Below are 14,043 nucleotides of genomic sequence, written 5' to 3' on the forward strand. Positions count from 1 at the left end.
ACCGGCCGACCGCGGCCCCGACGTTACTCGCCGAGCTTCTCGCGGCTCACCGTCACGCCGGTTGGCGTGATGACGAGTTGATCGTCGCCCTTCTGGACGATGTCGCCGTCGACCTCGCTGACGACCTGCCGGAGTTCGTCGATGATCCGCTCCACCGTCTGGTCCGTCGTCGAGTGACGCGTGATGTCCGCGATGACGAAGTCACCGTCGTAGACGGCGTCTTTGATGTCGATCACGTCCCGCTGGTCTGCGATCTCGGCGATATGGACCTGCATCCCGGCGCCGCCCCGGGCGTTCTCGAAGTCGTCGAGGTCCAGTTCGACGTAGTCCTCGGCGCTGTGGGTCCCCCCGCCCCCGAGGATCTTACTCATGATGCCCATGTACGGCATCAAACTCCCTCAACCCATAAGTCTGTACGTCGGACGCCACGCACACGCGCGTCGCACGCCGGGTGTTCGACCGGCCGCGCTGCTCGCCGATCCCGTCGCCGCGGTGCTCCGGTCGCCCTGCCGGTCGCGTCATCGCGTGGCGTCGTCGTCGCGTCATCGCGTGGCGTTCCGGGAACCCCGCCTTTTTGCGTCGACCGCACCCAGCGACGGACGACATGACCTTCAGCATCTGCGTCCGCGAGGAGTACACCGACGACGAGAGCGAGCGCCAGACCCGCTTCGGCGTCGCCGTCACCACCCGCCTGCCCGGCGTCGGCACGCTGTGCCCGTTCGCCTCCGAGAACGGCGCGGTCGCCACGCAGTCGCTCGTGAACGTGGAGCTGGGGCGCAAGGGGATCGAGTACCTCGACGACGGTCTCGCCGTCGAGGACGCGCTCCAGTCGCTTCTCAACGCCGACGACGGCGCGCCACAGCGCCAACTCCACGGCGTCGACGCCGACGGGACGTTCGTCTTCTCCGGCGAGGAGTGTAACGACTGGTACGGCCACACCAGCGGCGAGAACTACACCGTCGCCGGCAACCTCCTGACGGGCGAGGCGGTGATCGAGTCGGTCGCGAGCGCCTACGAGTCGGACGCCTTCGGCGACGCACCCCTCGCGGAGCGGCTGGTCGACGCGCTGGAGGCCGGCCACGCCGAGGGCGGCGACAAGCGCGAGCACCTGCCCGTCCAGTCGGCCGCGCTGAAGGTGAAGACGACCGAGGAGCGGGAGGTCGGCACCTACTACGACGACCTCCGCGTTGACGCCACGGAGACGCCGATCGCCGACCTGCGGGAGACGTTCGAGGAGGCCCGCCACGGCCAGGAGATCCTGATGGAGGAGTACGGCGACGAACTGGAGGACGACGAGAACGAGGACGAACCCGACGCGGACGACCCCGTCGGGGAGTCGACCGGCGCCGCGAGCGACCAGTAGGCGCTCCGGTTCACCCGAAGCTACTTGTCAATTCGCGGTCGTCCTCGCGTGTGAATTGGCCTCTCCTCCGTCGTGGCCTGTTCTGGTACAGCCTCCTCGGCGGCGGCGCGTCCGTCGCGCTGCTGGTAGCGCTCGCGGGCCCGAGCGGCGCGGTCGGCACCTTCGTCGTCGGCCTCGCAACGCTCGTGTGGGTCGCCGGCGGCGGCGGGGAGGTCCGGCTGTCGACGGCCGCCTCGAATGCCGACTCGATGGGGACCGCAGGAAGCGTCCGCGACCACGACGAGGCGGCCGCGGTGTCGCTCCCGTCGGACGTTCGCGTGTTCTTCTACGGGGTCGGGCTGCTCGTGTGCAGCCCCGTTGCGGTCGCCGTCGACGTGGCCGTGCTGTGAGCGGCGCGGGCGACCGCACCCTTCGGCGGCGCGAGGCGCGCCGCGACTCGCTCGACGGCGCGAGGCTCAGATCGAAAACTCGTAGAGGTCGTCGCCGACGTGGTGGAGCGACTTCACGACCTTGCCGGAATCGCCGGCCATCTCCGCGCCGTCGACGAGCGCGCGGCCGACGCCGAGCACCTTCCTGTGGGTCTCCTCGGCGACGGCGACGAGGTCGCCCTCGGCGATCGAGTCGTCGGCCTCGGTGATCCCCGGGCGCATCACGTCGGCGCCGTCGGAGACGAACGACACCGCGCCGGCGTCGACGGTGACGACGCCGCGCTCGGGCGGATGGTCGTTGGCGCCGCGGACCGTGAGGAACGGCTCGCGGTCACCGCCGTCGCCGTCGTAGTACAGCACGTCCGGGTTCCCGTCGACGAGCACCAGATCGAACGGCGAATCGGTGAGTTCGACCAGCTCGAAGGAATCACCCTCCAGGTCGACGCCGAGGCGCTCGGCGAGCGCCTCACGGATCTCGGAGACGGCGTCGCTCCGGAGGTGGTGGCGTGACTTGACGTTCATACGCGTGTGTCCGCGCGTCGCCGGATAAATCGACCGCTCGGCGTCGGATTCCGCACAGGTCGCAACGCGGAGTGTGATCGCGTGTCGTGGGTTCCGGTCGCACGATAAACGCTAAGTCGGCCGACGCCGCAGTGCTGCCTATGTGGGGATCCCGGCGGGACCGGGACCGGTCCGCCGTCGTCTGTATCGCCTGCGGCGAGTCGCTCCCCCGCGAGGACGCTCGCGAGTACGACAAGCAGGGCGACCGCTGGAATCGACGCGACAAGGAGTTCGAGTACCTCTGTAAAGGGTGCTTCCGCGACCTGTCACACCAGCCACGCGACGAGTTAGAGGCGCTGTTGGTCGACGTGGAGGCGACCGCCGGCGGCGACTCGCAGGAGGCGTACGTCGAAGCGTATCAACGCGAGGTCGCCCGGCGCTACGGCGAAGCCGAGGCCGACGCCGAGGACACCGAGGGCCGCAGGGACTAGTCGGCCCAATCGATCGCTTCCATCGCTCACTCCGTTCGCTTCGTCGACCACGCACTTCTGGTGGGCGGCGCGCCACAGGAGTACGCTGTCCGTCCGTCGGCTCTCTCGTTCGCGTTGCCCACTCTCTCGCCGACGCATTTCCCGTGGGCGGCGCGCCCGCAAGCGTGCCGCCGTCTCAGGCGGTTCTCGTCGCTCACGTTGTTCGCTCCTCGTACCGCCCACTCCCCGAAACCCTCACGTACCGCACCCTCGTACGCCGCGGCATGAGTGACGCAACGCCCGAAGAGGAGCCGGCCCAGGGCACCGCCGAGGACCAGGGACCGGTCACCATCACGCAGGGCCTCGCGGACGCGCTCGCCGACAAACGCGAGTCGCTGTTCGCGGAGTTCGAGATCCGCGACGAGTTCCCGCCGGAGGTGGTACGCGAGGCGAAGGACCGCACCGAGGGCGTCCAACAGGAGATACAAGACGAGATCGACGAGCGACGCGACCTCCGGGAGCTGACCACGTGGACGACCGACCCGGCCGACGCGCAGGACTTCGACGACGCCATCTCCATCGAGGAAGCGGCCGACGAGTACCACCTGTGGGTCCACATCGCCGACGTGAGCCACTACGTCCACCCGGACTCGACGATGTGGGCGGAGGCCGTCGAGCGCGGCAACACCGTCTACCTGCCCGGGTACACCATCCACATGCTCCCGCCGATCCTCGCGGAGACGGTGTGCTCGCTGGTCCCCAACGAGGACCGCCTCGCCCACACCGTCGAGATGCGCCTCGACAAGGAGACGCTCTCCTTCGAGGAGCTGGACATCTACAAGTCGGTCATCAACTCCGACGAGCGTCTCACGTACAAGCAGTGCGAGCGTCGACTGGAGGACGCCGACGCCCCGCTGCACGAGGAGTGCACCCTGGCGTACGACGTGGCCGACCAGCTCCACGAGCAGCGGAAGGCCGACGGCTCGCTCGTCCTCAACCCGAGCCGCGACCGCGCGCACACCATCATCGAGGAGTGCATGCTGAAGGCGAACAAGGCGGTCACCCACGAGCTGATGTGGAACCGCGGGGTCGAGGCGATGTACCGTGTTCACCCGCAGCCCACCCCGGAGCAGTGGAACGAGGCGCTCAAGGAGATCCAGGAACTCGACGGCGTCTCCATCCCCGGCGACGCGTGGGGTGACGACCCGCGCAAGGCCGTCAACGCCGCGCTAGAGGAGGCGCCGGACCGCCAGCTCAACAAGATTCAGCGCGCGGTGCTGAAGGTGATGCCCCGCGCGAAGTACATGAACGACCCCTTCGGCGGCCACCACGCACTCAACTTCGACATCTACGGGCACTTCACGAGCCCCATCCGTCGGCTCTCGGACCTGATCAACCACTGGATCGTCCACGAGAACGACGTGCCAGAGACCCTCGTCGAACTGTGTGACAGCGCCTCCGACAAGCAAAAGGACGCAGAGACCGCCGAGCGGCTCTACAAGCAGTTCATGCAGGAGGTCGGGCTCGACCCGTACGCGGTGAACAACCGCGGGGTCGAGGTGACGGACGACCCCGAAGACGCGCAGTACGACCGCCCGGAGACAGTCCCCGAGTAAGCGCGTTTCACGGCCGCCGAAGGTGGCGTCGGCGTCGAGGCCATCGCGGCCGGTACCTGTCGACGAGTCTGCCTCACCGATCGGCGACGACGACCAAGTCGGTCGTTCCGCCGCGACGCTCGAAGTGCACGCGACAGTCGTTGCGTCGCAGGAACGATTCGACTTCGTGGACGCTCGTCTCGGTTACGTCGATGCGCGCACGCGTGCTTGTCTCCACCTCGACGCGCTCCGGCGGGTCGACGGCCGGGGTCGTGCTCATACAACTTCGTGTGGGCGGAACCCTCTTGTACGCGAGCCATGCGGAGTGAAAGTGAAATCGAGGGATGCCGTCCCGATGGCTGATCGATACTGCCGCGGGCGGTACGGGCCAATCCCGGACTCCGTCCCCCCGTCGCACTTCGGCCCGCCGAGTGATCACTTCCGCCGGCGGCGGGGCGACGGTCGTCGCCACGGCAGCGATCTCCGTGCTCGAGATCCGTAGCGCTCCCGAGGTCAGCGGCGTCGCGCTTCGACGCTGGACGCGAGCCGTCACGCTGATGCGGCCCGACCCGCTGGTGGCGCTATGGACTACGACGCCGTCGTGTTCGACATGGACGGGGTGCTCGTCGAGCGATCGCCACCGTGGGTGTTCACCGACGCTGCCGAACGGACGCTGGAGGAGGCGGGGATCGAGGACCCGACCGGTCGCGAGTTCCGGACCGTACGCGTCCTCGAAGCGGGTATCGACTGGGCAGTCGACCAGTTTGAGTCGACCTACGGGGTCGAATTCGACCGGCTGTGGCGTCGCCGGAACGAACTCGTCGCCGAGAATCAACTGACCGCCATCGCCGACGGCGAGAAGGGGCTGTACGACGACGTGGAGGCCATCCTCGACGTGCCCGCCGCCCGCGGAATCGTGAGCAACAACCAGCACACCGCCGTCGAGACCGTGCTCGATCAGTTCGACCTCCGCGAACACTTCGACACGTGGTACGGCCTCGCGCCCGGCGTCGACGATATCGGCGCCGAGAAGCCCGCGACGGGCTACATGCAGCGGGCGCTGTCGGATCTGGCGACCGACGACGCGGTGTACGTGGGCGACCGCGCCTCCGATGTGGCCGCCGCACGCAACGTCGGCATCGACGCCGCATTCGTCCGCCGGGAGTTCAACGCCGAAGACGAACTGGACTCCGACCCCCGCTACGATGTCGACTCGCTGCACGACCTCGCGGCGGCCCTCAACGCGGCGTAAGCGATCGGGGCACTACGGCGCGACAACGGTGTCACTCCCCGTGATCGATTTGACAAAAAACAGGAGTGGACTCGCTGGGATTTGAACCCAGGGCCTCTTCCTTGCGAAGGAAGCGATCTACCACTGATCTACGAGCCCGCACTCCCTGAGAGTCCGGGATCGCACTTGAGGGTTCCGTTTCGCCATGCCTCCGTGCGTTCTTCACACACGAAGCAGGCATACGTGTCCGGGTCCCACAGCGAGGAACCCGACCAGACAGTACGCGACCGGCGCGACCGTCATCGGTGCGAGCATCCCGGCGAGGGGACGGAGCATGTCGCCGCGGCGGGACGGAAGTGCGAGCGGACGGACACGACCGACCATCGTACGCCGCGGACGCCAAGCGATGCCGTTGCTAGCCGAGGCGAAAAACGTGAGAACGGTTCGGTGAGGTCGGACCGTGTGGTCCGGTGCGCCTCAGTTCAGTCCTCGAGGACGATCTCGATGGAGACGTCGTTCGGGACCTGAATCCGCATGAGCTGACGGAGCGCGCGTTCGTCGGCGTCGATGTCGATCAGCCGCTTGTGGACGCGCATCTCCCAGTGCTCCCACGTCGCTGTCCCCTCGCCGTCCGGGGACTTGCGCGAGGGGACCTCCAGCGTCTTCGTGGGGAGCGGGATGGGACCCGACAGCGCCACGCCGGTCTTGTCCGCGATCTCGCGGACGTCGTCGCAGATGTCGTCCAGGTCGTCGGGGCTCGTGCCCGCGAGTCGGACGCGCGCTTGTTGCCCGGGCATTTACCGCTCGTCGACGGAGAGCACCTTGCCGGCCGCGATGGTCTGACCCATGTCGCGAATGGCGAAGGAGCCCAGTTCCGGGATCTCGCTCGACGGCTCGATGCTGAGCGGCTTCTGCGGACGCACCGTCACGATGGCCGCGTCGCCGGACTTGATGAAGTCCGGGTTCTCCTCAGCGACCTCGCCCGAGGACGGGTCGAGCTTCTGATCGAGCGACTCGATCGTACACGCGACCTGCGCCGTGTGGGCGTGGAAGACAGGGGTGTAGCCGGCCGTGATGACCGACGGGTGCTGCATGACGACGACCTGCGCCTGGAAGGTCTCGGCGACCGTCGGCGGGTCGTCTGCGGGACCGCAGACATCGCCGCGGCGGATGTCGTCCTTGCCGACGCCGCGGACGTTGAAGCCGACGTTGTCGCCGGGGCCCGCGTAGTCGACTTCCTCGTGGTGCATCTCGATCGTCTTCACCTCGCCGCCCACGTCGGACGGCTGGAAGGAGACGTTGTCACCCGAGCGCATCTCGCCGGTCTCGAGGCGTCCGACGGGGACGGTCCCGATGCCCGAGATGGTGTAGACGTCCTGAATGGGCAGACGCAGCGGCGCGTCCGTCGGCGGCTCCGACTCCGGAAGGTCGTTGAGGGCCTCCAGGAGGATCTTGCCGTCGTACCACGACGTGTTGTCCGAGCGGTCGGCGATGTTGTCGCCCTCGAACGCGGAGATCGGGATGAAGCTCGCGTCCTCGGTGCCGAAGCGAACCTGCTTGAGCAGGTCCTCGACCTCGGAGACGACCTCCTTGTAGGAGTCCTCCGAGTAGTCGACGAGGTCCATCTTGTTGATCCCGACGATCAGCTCGTTGATGCCGAGCGTGCGGGCGAGGAAGACGTGCTCGCGGGTCTGGGGCGCGACACCGTCGTCGGCCGCGACGACGAGGACCGCGTTGTCGGCCTGCGAGGCGCCCGTGATCATGTTCTTCACGAAGTCACGGTGGCCCGGGCAGTCGACGATAGTGAAGTAGTACTGGTCGGTGTCGAACTCCTGGTGGGCGATGTCGATCGTGACACCGCGCTCACGCTCCTCGGCCAGGTTGTCCATGACGTAGGCGAACTCGAAGCCGCCCTTGCCCTTCTCCTCGGCCTCCTCTCGGTGCTGCTCGATTACGTGCTCGGGGACGCTCCCTGTCTCGAAGAGGAGCCGCCCGACGAGCGTAGACTTCCCGTGGTCGACGTGGCCGATGATGGCCAGGTTCTGGTGGGGTTTGTCGCTCATAGTGGAATCGCGCGCTGAGGCGCTCTGTAAGGACGTGTAACGTTCGAACGCCCTAAAACCATTTCGATACGCTGAGCAGCTCATCCCTTTGCCTTCTTGCGATTTTGCGTGTGTCGGCGTGCCGTGTGTCGGATTTGCACGGCGGTTCGGCGGGGGTCGCGGAGCGAAGACAGATCAGTCGGAACCGAGGGCAGTTCGATCGCACCGGCAGATCGATGATCGGTCCCAGCGATGCGCGCCCGGATCGAAACCGTGTCATGAACCGCGGACGGCTACCGGCGCTCGTGGATCGGCCTGCCCGGACCAACGCGGACGAAGAAGGCTGCCCGTCGGTCTACTCCAGCCTGGCAACGTCGGCCAGCACCGCGCTGGCCGTCTCCTCGCCGCCGGCGCCGCGGCCGGAGATCGCGAGCTCACCGGCGTACTCGTGGTCGATCTCGACGATGTTGCGGGTTCCTGTCACCGACAGCGTCCCGTTCTCCGGGACCAGCCGCGGGCCGACGTTGACACCGTCGCGGGTCGCCTCGCCGACGAGCCGCACGGTTCGGCCGTCCTCGGCGGCCAACTCCAGCGCGCTGCCCGGGATGTCGCGGATCCCCTCGACCTCGGCGTCCGCGAGCGTCACTTCAACCTCCCGAAGCTCGTCGAGGGAGTCGCAGTCGGCCTCCCGCAGCACGTTCGCGAGGATGACGCACTTCAGCGCGGCGTCGGTCCCCTCCACGTCGAAGGAGGGATCCGCCTCGGCGACGCCCAGGTCCTGGGCCTCCGCCAGCACGTGGTCGTAGTCAAGGCCTTCGGCGGCCATCCGCGAGAGCACGAAGTTCGCCGTTCCGTTGAGCACGCCACGCACCGCCGAGACGTGCTTGGCGCCCAGGTCGTCGACGGTCGCGCACACGGGGATCGCGCCGCCGACCGTCGCCTCGAAGTACACCTCGCCGGCGGAGTCGGCCTCCAGTTCGCGCACCTCGGCGTAGCGCTCGGCGACCGGTCCCTTGTTCGCGAGCACTACGTGCCTGTCGCGCTCCAAGGCGGCGCGCACGTGCGAGAAGCCGGGCTCGGCGTCGCCCAGCGTCGTCGGGGTCGCCTCCACGAGCGCGTCGTACTCGCCCGCGAGCGCGTCGCCCGGCTCGGCGTCGCCCAGCGGGTCGCCAGCGTCCTTCCGAGCGAGCGCGGCGTCCACGTCGACGCCGCCCGCGTCGACGACCGCCGCCGAGGAGTCCGCTAGCGCCGTCACCTCGTGGCCGTACTCGGGGGCCAACGTCGCGACCGAGCGGCCGACCGCGCCGGCGCCGAGGACGCCGAGCTTCATCGGCGGCCCTCCAGCGGCGCGATCACGTCGATGTCCTTCTCGGCGGCGACCGCCCGGATCGTCTCGACCACGCTTGCGGTCTCGCCGGCGCGCGCCCGCAGGCGAAGCCGGGCGCTCGAATGCGCCTCCGATCCCGCGCCCGCGGGCGCCGACAGGTCGATGTCGGCGACGGATGCGCCGGAGCAGTCCTGGATATTCTTGAGCGTGTCCGAGAGATCCGTGTCGACGAGGTGGCCCACGAGGACGACCGTCACCTCGTCGCCGTACTCCTCCGCGTCCGCTTGGATCACGTTGACGCCGCGCGACCGGAGGTCGTCGAGGATCCCCTCGAACCGGTCCGGCGGGCACTCGATGTCGACCTCGACGGGGATTCGCCCCCGCGGGGTGAGGCTCCCGCGCTCGTGGAAGATCGACAGCAGATTCGCACCGTTGTCGGCGATCGGCTTCAGCGCCGCGAGCAGTTGGCCCGGCTCGTCGACCAGTTCGAGCCTGATCGTGTGCGCCTGCAGTTCCGTCTCGTGACCCCCGTCCGTCTCCGCCGCGGCGTCGTCGCCGTCATCGGCCTCGACGGTGTCCACCGGCCGCTCGTCGGGGGCTGTCGTCGGCTCCGAGGGCATCTATCGCGCCCTCCGTTCGTCCGCGCTCGTCCCCGTCAGGTCCGCTCGCTCGTCGGCGCCGCCAACCGGATGCTGGTGCGCCGCCGACCGTGTTCCGTCGGGGGGTGTGGTCGTGGACCCAATAATTGTGATCGGCGTGCGGGGCTGGGTCGCTCGTTCGCAGCCGTCGCGCCGACCGTGGGTCGTGCCACTTGGCATAGTTGCTCTGTGTAGACGGGGAGGTGATAAGCCTTCCACCGTGGCGATGCTTGCCAGTGTGTGAACGATCCTGTGAGATCGCCGACGGTCCGTCGGCGTATCGGTCGTCTGGCCGACAGTCCGTCGACACCGGTGCCGATCGGAGCGCGGCCGCTGACGGGCCGAACAAGAAAGAGAAAGAGAAAGCGGACGGAACCTGAGCCCAACCGCGTCGGTCGGTGCGATACTTCAGATGTAGTCGATCGACTGGGGCAGCTCCAGTTTCATGCCCTTGCGCTCGCGGATCTCCATGATCTTCTCGCGCTGGAGGTTGTCGACGAGCACGCGGAAGCCCGCGTTCTCCGTGTTCCAGGAGGCGCGACCCTCGGTGGCCGAGCGGATGTCGCTGGAGAAGCCGATCATCTCTTCGACGGGCGCGATGCCCTCGATGACCATGAGGTCGCCCTCCTGGTACATGTCGTCGACGCGGCCGCGGCGGCCCTGGATCTCGCCAGAGGCGTTCCCCATGTGCTCGCTGGGCACGTCGATGCGGACGTCCTGAATCGGTTCGAGGAGGCGCACCTCGCCGTCGATGAGCGCGCGGTGGACGGCGTCGCGGACGGCGGGGATGACCTGCGCCGGACCGCGGTGGATGGTGTCTTCGTGTAGCCGCGCGTCGTGCAGGCGAAGCAGCGCGCCCTGCACGGGCTCGGCGGCGAGGGGACCGTCGTCGAGCGCCTCTTCGAGGCCCTCGATGACGAGCTCCATCGTCTCGTTGAGGTGCTGGATCCCCTTCGTGTCGTCGATGAGGATGTTCGTCCCGTGGATGTGCTCCACGTTCTGAGACGTGTCCTTGTCCATGCCGGCGTCCTGCAGCGCCTCGCGGCGCTCCAGTTCGGGCATGCTCATCGACGCCTCGCCACGCTGGATCGTCTCGACGATGTCGTCCGCCATCGGCTCGACGGTGATGTAGAACTTGTTGTGGCGGTTCGGCGAGACGCCCTCGACCTCCCGGGAGGCCTCCTGCGGCTGCTCGCGGTAGACGACGATGGGCTCACCCGTCTGGACGGGGATGCCCTGGTTCTTCTGGATCCGCTGGGTGATGACCTCGAGGTGGAGCTCGCCCTGCCCGGAGATGAGGTGCTCGCCCGTGTCCTCGTTAATCTCCACGCGGATGGTCGGGTCCTCCTTGGCGACCTGCTGGAGCGTCTTGATGAGCTTCGGCAGGTCGTCCATCGACTTCGCCTCCACGCTCTTGGTGATGACCGGCTCGGAGATGTGCTCGATCGACTCGAACGGCGTCATCTCCTTGTCGGAGACGGTGGAGCCGGCGATGGCGTCCTTCAGGCCGGTGACGGCCGCGACGTTGCCCGCGGGGACGCCCCGGTCGAGCTCCTCGCGCTCGCCGCCCATGTAGATCCCGACCGACTGGACGCGGTTCTTGCCCGCGGTGCCGGAGACGTACAGCTCCTGTCCCTTCTCGAGCGTGCCCGAGAAGACGCGGCCCGTCACGATCTCGCCGGCGTGCGGGTCCATTCCGATGTCGGTCGCCATGAAGACGATGTCGCCGTCGCGGTTGACAGTCCGCATGTCCTCGGCGATGTCGGACTCATCGTCGCCGCGCCAGATGCGGGGGACGCGAAACGGCTGCGCCTTCAGCGGATTCGGGAAGTGCTCGGCGACCATGTCGAGCACGACATCCGACAGCGGCGTGCGCTCGTGGAGCTCCTGCCGCTTGTGATCTTGTTCCAGTTCGATGATGTCGCCGAACGACATGCCGGTGCGCTGCATCGACGGGAGCGAGACGCCCCACTTGTACAGCGCGGAGCCGAACCCGACGGTCCCCTCCTCGACGGAGACCGTCCAGTCCTCCTCGATGTCGTCCATCTCCTCGGTCATCCCGCGGATGAGCTCGTTGACGTCGGCGATGACATCCTGGAGGCGCTGTTGCATCTCCTCGGGCCCCTCCTGGAGCTCGGAGATGAGGCGGTCGACCTTGTTGATGAACAGCGCCGGCTTGACGCCCTCGCGGAGCGCCTGCCGAACGACCGTCTCCGTCTGGGGCATCGCGCCCTCGACGGCGTCCACCACGACGAGCGCGCCGTCGACGGCGCGCATCGCGCGGGTCACGTCCCCGCCGAAGTCGACGTGGCCGGGCGTGTCGATGAGGTTGATGAGGTGGTTCTCGTCCTCGTACTCGTGGGTCATCGAGACGTTCGCCGCGTCGATGGTGATTCCGCGCTCCTGCTCGTCCTCCTCGGTGTCCATCACGAGCTGGGTCGCCTCGTCCGCGTCGGCGATCATGCCCGCGCCGGCGAGCAGGTTGTCCGTCAGTGTCGTCTTCCCGTGGTCGACGTGAGCAGCGATGGCGATGTTCCGGATCTGCTCCGGCTCGTCCATCAGTTCCTCACATTCCTGTACGATTTTCTTTCGTCGGCCCATTACCGGCCGCTATTCTCCGACCGGTCAAAAGGGTAGTGCTTTGCCGGCGCCGAAACCCCTGAATCCGCGGAGCACACCCCGTGGTACGCCGTCGCGTGGATCGCTTCGATCGCCGTCCAGTCGGCACAAGAGTCAAATCGATCCCGGCCGTGTCAACTACACACATGGACATTCGAGTCCGGGGCGCCGTCCCGCCCGACCCCTTCCTCGGGGCGGCGGCCCTGTTGGAAACGGAACACGACCTCTCGCTGCCGGTGGACGTTCGGGTCCGCGACAACCCCGAGGAGCGGACGTGGGCGGGCCACTACGACGACCGCCACGTACTCAACATCTCCCGGAAGGCCGCCACCTCGGCGATGGCGCGCGAGCTCGCGCTCCATGAACTGTCCCACATGGCCCGCTACGAGGAGCCGCATCCCTCGCACCACCAGTCGACCGACGAGGCGCTGTTTCTCGCGCTCTCGGGCGCGTCGGTCGAGCGCCGGAAGGTGCACCACTGCTACCAGATCGCAAACCACATGAAGGACGTGTACGCCGACGACATCACGCTCTCGGTCGGCCCGGGCGGGAAGCTGGCGACCTTCTTCGAGTCGCAGTTGGCCGCCGCCGTCGCCGACCGCCCGCGCGATCACCCGCACCCCGACTCGCGACGCATGACGCCCGGCTCGGACCCGGACATCACCGCCGTCAACGCCGCCTTCGCGCTGGCGATGTGCGAGCGCCACGGGCTCGTCGACGACGGCCACCGACTGTACGACCTCGCGCACGCGGCCGCCGACGACGCGCCGGATATCGACCTTCGGGCGTTCACGCGGCTGTTCCGGTCGCTCGCGGCCGATCCCTCGGAGTCGCAGTACCGCAAGGCGCTCGTCGACGCCGCGCGGCTGTACGCCGTCGACGCGAGCGGCGGTGATCCGGCCGCCGCCGACTGACTGCCAACGACGGGTTTCGACGGAATCGGTGACCGCGGCGATAGGGCCGAGCAGCACCGCCAGTAACGACTTCGCGGGCGACCGTGAGCGTTCCACTCATGAAATCCGATCTCTCCGCGAAGATCGTAAACAGCGACCGTCGAGACGATGTCCCGCCTCGCCCGCCAACGCACGCGGCGACTCCGTCCCGTTTCTGCTGGTCACGGGGACGAGCCTCGCGCTCCGCTGGGGCGGTCGTTCGCTCTCGTTCGGGCAACTCGGCCGCCGCCGCGCCTGAGGTCGGGTCGGTGTCCGCAGGGACCGGGTGGCTCGCGAGCCGGACGGGCGCGACCCTTCGCCCGTGGTCACCAGTGGCCCCGCCTTCGTATTTGAACGCTCGCCTGTCGGGACCGCGTCCCGTCGCCTCACCCGACCAGCAGCCAGCCGCCCGCCGCGGTCGCGGTGAGCGTCGCGAGAAACGCCGCGAACGTCAGCGTGGCGTCCGTTCGCGCCTCGCCGGCCGGCCGCCACTCGACGCCGACGGACGGGAGCCACGCGGTCGCCGCGGCGACGCCGAAGCCGAACGGCAACAGCAGCGTCAGGGTGAGCCCGACTGCACCGGCGTCGCCTGCGCTCTCGCCGGCGAGCACGACGATCGCGGCGTACGCGACCGACAGCCCGGCGTACACCGCCGCGGCGGCGAAGGGGTCGTCGCCGTCGGGACCGCTGCTGAACGGCCGCAACACCCGCCGAGCCGCGGTGGTCCGCATGAACGGGACGCCGACGGTCGCGCTCGCCAGCACCGCCGCGACGAGCCCGACGAACTGACCGGGAATCGCGTCCATGGGCTGGCAACCGCGTCGTCAAGTAAATGTCTCCGCCTCCGACTATCACCGACGAGAGTTCCGGAGGTCGGTCCCTCGCCGCTGTGGTCGC

At 68.3% G+C, this 14,043-nt stretch carries 15 protein-coding genes and 1 tRNA gene; 6 read left to right on the top strand and 10 right to left on the bottom strand.

From position 1 onward, the window contains the following. Positions 1-23 precede the first annotated feature (23 nt). Positions 24-380 (bottom strand): cell division protein SepF, encoded by a 357-nt coding sequence (locus BUE16_RS01430; protein WP_073306634.1) that lies wholly within the window; start codon positions 378-380, stop codon positions 24-26. A gap of 224 nt (positions 381-604) precedes the next feature. Between BUE16_RS01430 and BUE16_RS01435 the strand changes: the two genes are divergently transcribed. Both BUE16_RS01435 and BUE16_RS01440 read left to right on the top strand, forming a co-directional pair. After that, the gene (locus BUE16_RS01435) at positions 605-1,363 is read left to right on the top strand and encodes a DUF1028 domain-containing protein (RefSeq protein WP_073306635.1); all 759 of its coding nucleotides are present in this window, start codon (positions 605-607) and stop codon (positions 1,361-1,363) included. A gap of 50 nt (positions 1,364-1,413) precedes the next feature. Beyond that, positions 1,414-1,752, top strand: coding sequence for a hypothetical protein (locus BUE16_RS01440; RefSeq protein ID WP_073306636.1), 339 nt, complete (start codon positions 1,414-1,416; stop codon positions 1,750-1,752). A 66-nt stretch (positions 1,753-1,818) separates the two neighbouring features. On the opposite strand, the gene BUE16_RS01445 is transcribed toward BUE16_RS01440, so the two are convergent. After that, the gene (locus tag BUE16_RS01445) at positions 1,819-2,313 is read right to left on the bottom strand and encodes an RNA-binding protein (protein WP_073306637.1); all 495 of its coding nucleotides are present in this window, start codon (positions 2,311-2,313) and stop codon (positions 1,819-1,821) included. Between the two features lie 140 nt (positions 2,314-2,453). Between BUE16_RS01445 and BUE16_RS01450 the strand changes: the two genes are divergently transcribed. Both BUE16_RS01450 and BUE16_RS01455 read left to right on the top strand, forming a co-directional pair. Then, on the top strand, positions 2,454-2,783 hold the full coding sequence (locus BUE16_RS01450) for a DUF7562 family protein (RefSeq protein ID WP_073306638.1): 330 nt from the start codon (positions 2,454-2,456) through the stop codon (positions 2,781-2,783). A gap of 263 nt (positions 2,784-3,046) precedes the next feature. After that, positions 3,047-4,378: an RNB domain-containing ribonuclease gene (locus BUE16_RS01455; protein ID WP_073306639.1), complete on the top strand. Its 1,332-nt coding sequence runs from the start codon at positions 3,047-3,049 to the stop codon at positions 4,376-4,378. A 73-nt stretch (positions 4,379-4,451) separates the two neighbouring features. Here the strand turns inward: BUE16_RS01455 and BUE16_RS01460 are convergent, their stop codons facing one another. Continuing rightward, a complete protein-coding gene (locus BUE16_RS01460; protein WP_073306640.1) occupies positions 4,452-4,637 on the bottom strand; it encodes a hypothetical protein in 186 nt (61 codons plus the stop codon). Between the two features lie 303 nt (positions 4,638-4,940). Here BUE16_RS01460 and BUE16_RS01465 point away from each other — a divergent pair, with 303 nt between their 5' ends. Continuing rightward, positions 4,941-5,609, top strand: a complete 669-nt coding sequence (locus BUE16_RS01465; protein WP_073306641.1) for an HAD family hydrolase — start codon at positions 4,941-4,943, stop codon at positions 5,607-5,609. Between the two features lie 66 nt (positions 5,610-5,675). Here the strand turns inward: BUE16_RS01465 and BUE16_RS01470 are convergent. From BUE16_RS01470 to BUE16_RS01495, 6 genes are all read right to left on the bottom strand, one after another. Beyond that, positions 5,676-5,747: transfer RNA gene (locus tag BUE16_RS01470), tRNA-Ala, on the bottom strand. Positions 5,748-6,070: 323 nt separating this feature from the next. After that, positions 6,071-6,385 (bottom strand): 30S ribosomal protein S10, encoded by a 315-nt coding sequence (gene rpsJ / locus BUE16_RS01475; protein WP_073306642.1) that lies wholly within the window; start codon positions 6,383-6,385, stop codon positions 6,071-6,073. Beyond that, complete coding sequence (gene tuf / locus BUE16_RS01480; RefSeq protein ID WP_073306643.1) at positions 6,386-7,651, bottom strand: translation elongation factor EF-1 subunit alpha; 1,266 nt, start codon at positions 7,649-7,651, stop codon at positions 6,386-6,388. Positions 7,652-7,985: 334 nt separating this feature from the next. Beyond that, the gene (locus BUE16_RS01485; protein ID WP_073306644.1) at positions 7,986-8,960 is read right to left on the bottom strand and encodes a homoserine dehydrogenase; all 975 of its coding nucleotides are present in this window, start codon (positions 8,958-8,960) and stop codon (positions 7,986-7,988) included. Next, entirely contained in the window at positions 8,957-9,577 is a 621-nt protein-coding gene (locus BUE16_RS01490) for an amino acid-binding protein (RefSeq protein WP_073306645.1), read from the bottom strand. Before BUE16_RS01490 ends, BUE16_RS01485 begins: the two co-directional genes overlap by 4 nt. A gap of 426 nt (positions 9,578-10,003) precedes the next feature. Further along, entirely contained in the window at positions 10,004-12,196 is a 2,193-nt protein-coding gene (locus BUE16_RS01495; protein WP_073306646.1) for an elongation factor EF-2, read from the bottom strand. Positions 12,197-12,360: 164 nt separating this feature from the next. Here BUE16_RS01495 and BUE16_RS01500 point away from each other — a divergent pair, with 164 nt between their 5' ends. Beyond that, positions 12,361-13,128 (top strand): DUF5781 family protein, encoded by a 768-nt coding sequence (locus BUE16_RS01500; RefSeq protein ID WP_073306647.1) that lies wholly within the window; start codon positions 12,361-12,363, stop codon positions 13,126-13,128. A gap of 404 nt (positions 13,129-13,532) precedes the next feature. Here BUE16_RS01500 and BUE16_RS01505 read toward each other — a convergent pair whose 3' ends face one another. Further along, positions 13,533-13,952, bottom strand: coding sequence for a hypothetical protein (locus tag BUE16_RS01505; protein ID WP_073306648.1), 420 nt, complete (start codon positions 13,950-13,952; stop codon positions 13,533-13,535). Between the last annotated feature and the right edge of the window lie 91 nt (positions 13,953-14,043).

This window comes from Halobaculum gomorrense (assembly GCF_900129775.1).
Lineage (GTDB): Archaea > Halobacteriota > Halobacteria > Halobacteriales > Haloferacaceae > Halobaculum > Halobaculum gomorrense.

Excerpts from the sequence above, each read along its gene's own strand:
- BUE16_RS01430 (WP_073306634.1), bottom strand. The coding sequence starts at position 380 with ATGGGCATCATGAGTAAGATCCTCGGGGGCGGGGGGACCCACAGCGCC.
- BUE16_RS01435 (WP_073306635.1), top strand. The coding sequence starts at position 605 with ATGACCTTCAGCATCTGCGTCCGCGAGGAGTACACCGACGACGAGAGC.
- BUE16_RS01445 (WP_073306637.1), bottom strand. The coding sequence starts at position 2,313 with ATGAACGTCAAGTCACGCCACCACCTCCGGAGCGACGCCGTCTCCGAG.
- BUE16_RS01450 (WP_073306638.1), top strand. The coding sequence starts at position 2,454 with ATGTGGGGATCCCGGCGGGACCGGGACCGGTCCGCCGTCGTCTGTATC.
- BUE16_RS01455 (WP_073306639.1), top strand. The coding sequence starts at position 3,047 with ATGAGTGACGCAACGCCCGAAGAGGAGCCGGCCCAGGGCACCGCCGAG.
- BUE16_RS01460 (WP_073306640.1), bottom strand. The coding sequence starts at position 4,637 with ATGAGCACGACCCCGGCCGTCGACCCGCCGGAGCGCGTCGAGGTGGAG.
- BUE16_RS01465 (WP_073306641.1), top strand. The coding sequence starts at position 4,941 with ATGGACTACGACGCCGTCGTGTTCGACATGGACGGGGTGCTCGTCGAG.
- rpsJ (WP_073306642.1), bottom strand. The coding sequence starts at position 6,385 with ATGCCCGGGCAACAAGCGCGCGTCCGACTCGCGGGCACGAGCCCCGAC.
- tuf (WP_073306643.1), bottom strand. The coding sequence starts at position 7,651 with ATGAGCGACAAACCCCACCAGAACCTGGCCATCATCGGCCACGTCGAC.
- BUE16_RS01485 (WP_073306644.1), bottom strand. The coding sequence starts at position 8,960 with ATGAAGCTCGGCGTCCTCGGCGCCGGCGCGGTCGGCCGCTCGGTCGCG.
- BUE16_RS01490 (WP_073306645.1), bottom strand. The coding sequence starts at position 9,577 with ATGCCCTCGGAGCCGACGACAGCCCCCGACGAGCGGCCGGTGGACACC.
- BUE16_RS01495 (WP_073306646.1), bottom strand. The coding sequence starts at position 12,196 with ATGGGCCGACGAAAGAAAATCGTACAGGAATGTGAGGAACTGATGGAC.
- BUE16_RS01500 (WP_073306647.1), top strand. The coding sequence starts at position 12,361 with ATGGACATTCGAGTCCGGGGCGCCGTCCCGCCCGACCCCTTCCTCGGG.
- BUE16_RS01505 (WP_073306648.1), bottom strand. The coding sequence starts at position 13,952 with ATGGACGCGATTCCCGGTCAGTTCGTCGGGCTCGTCGCGGCGGTGCTG.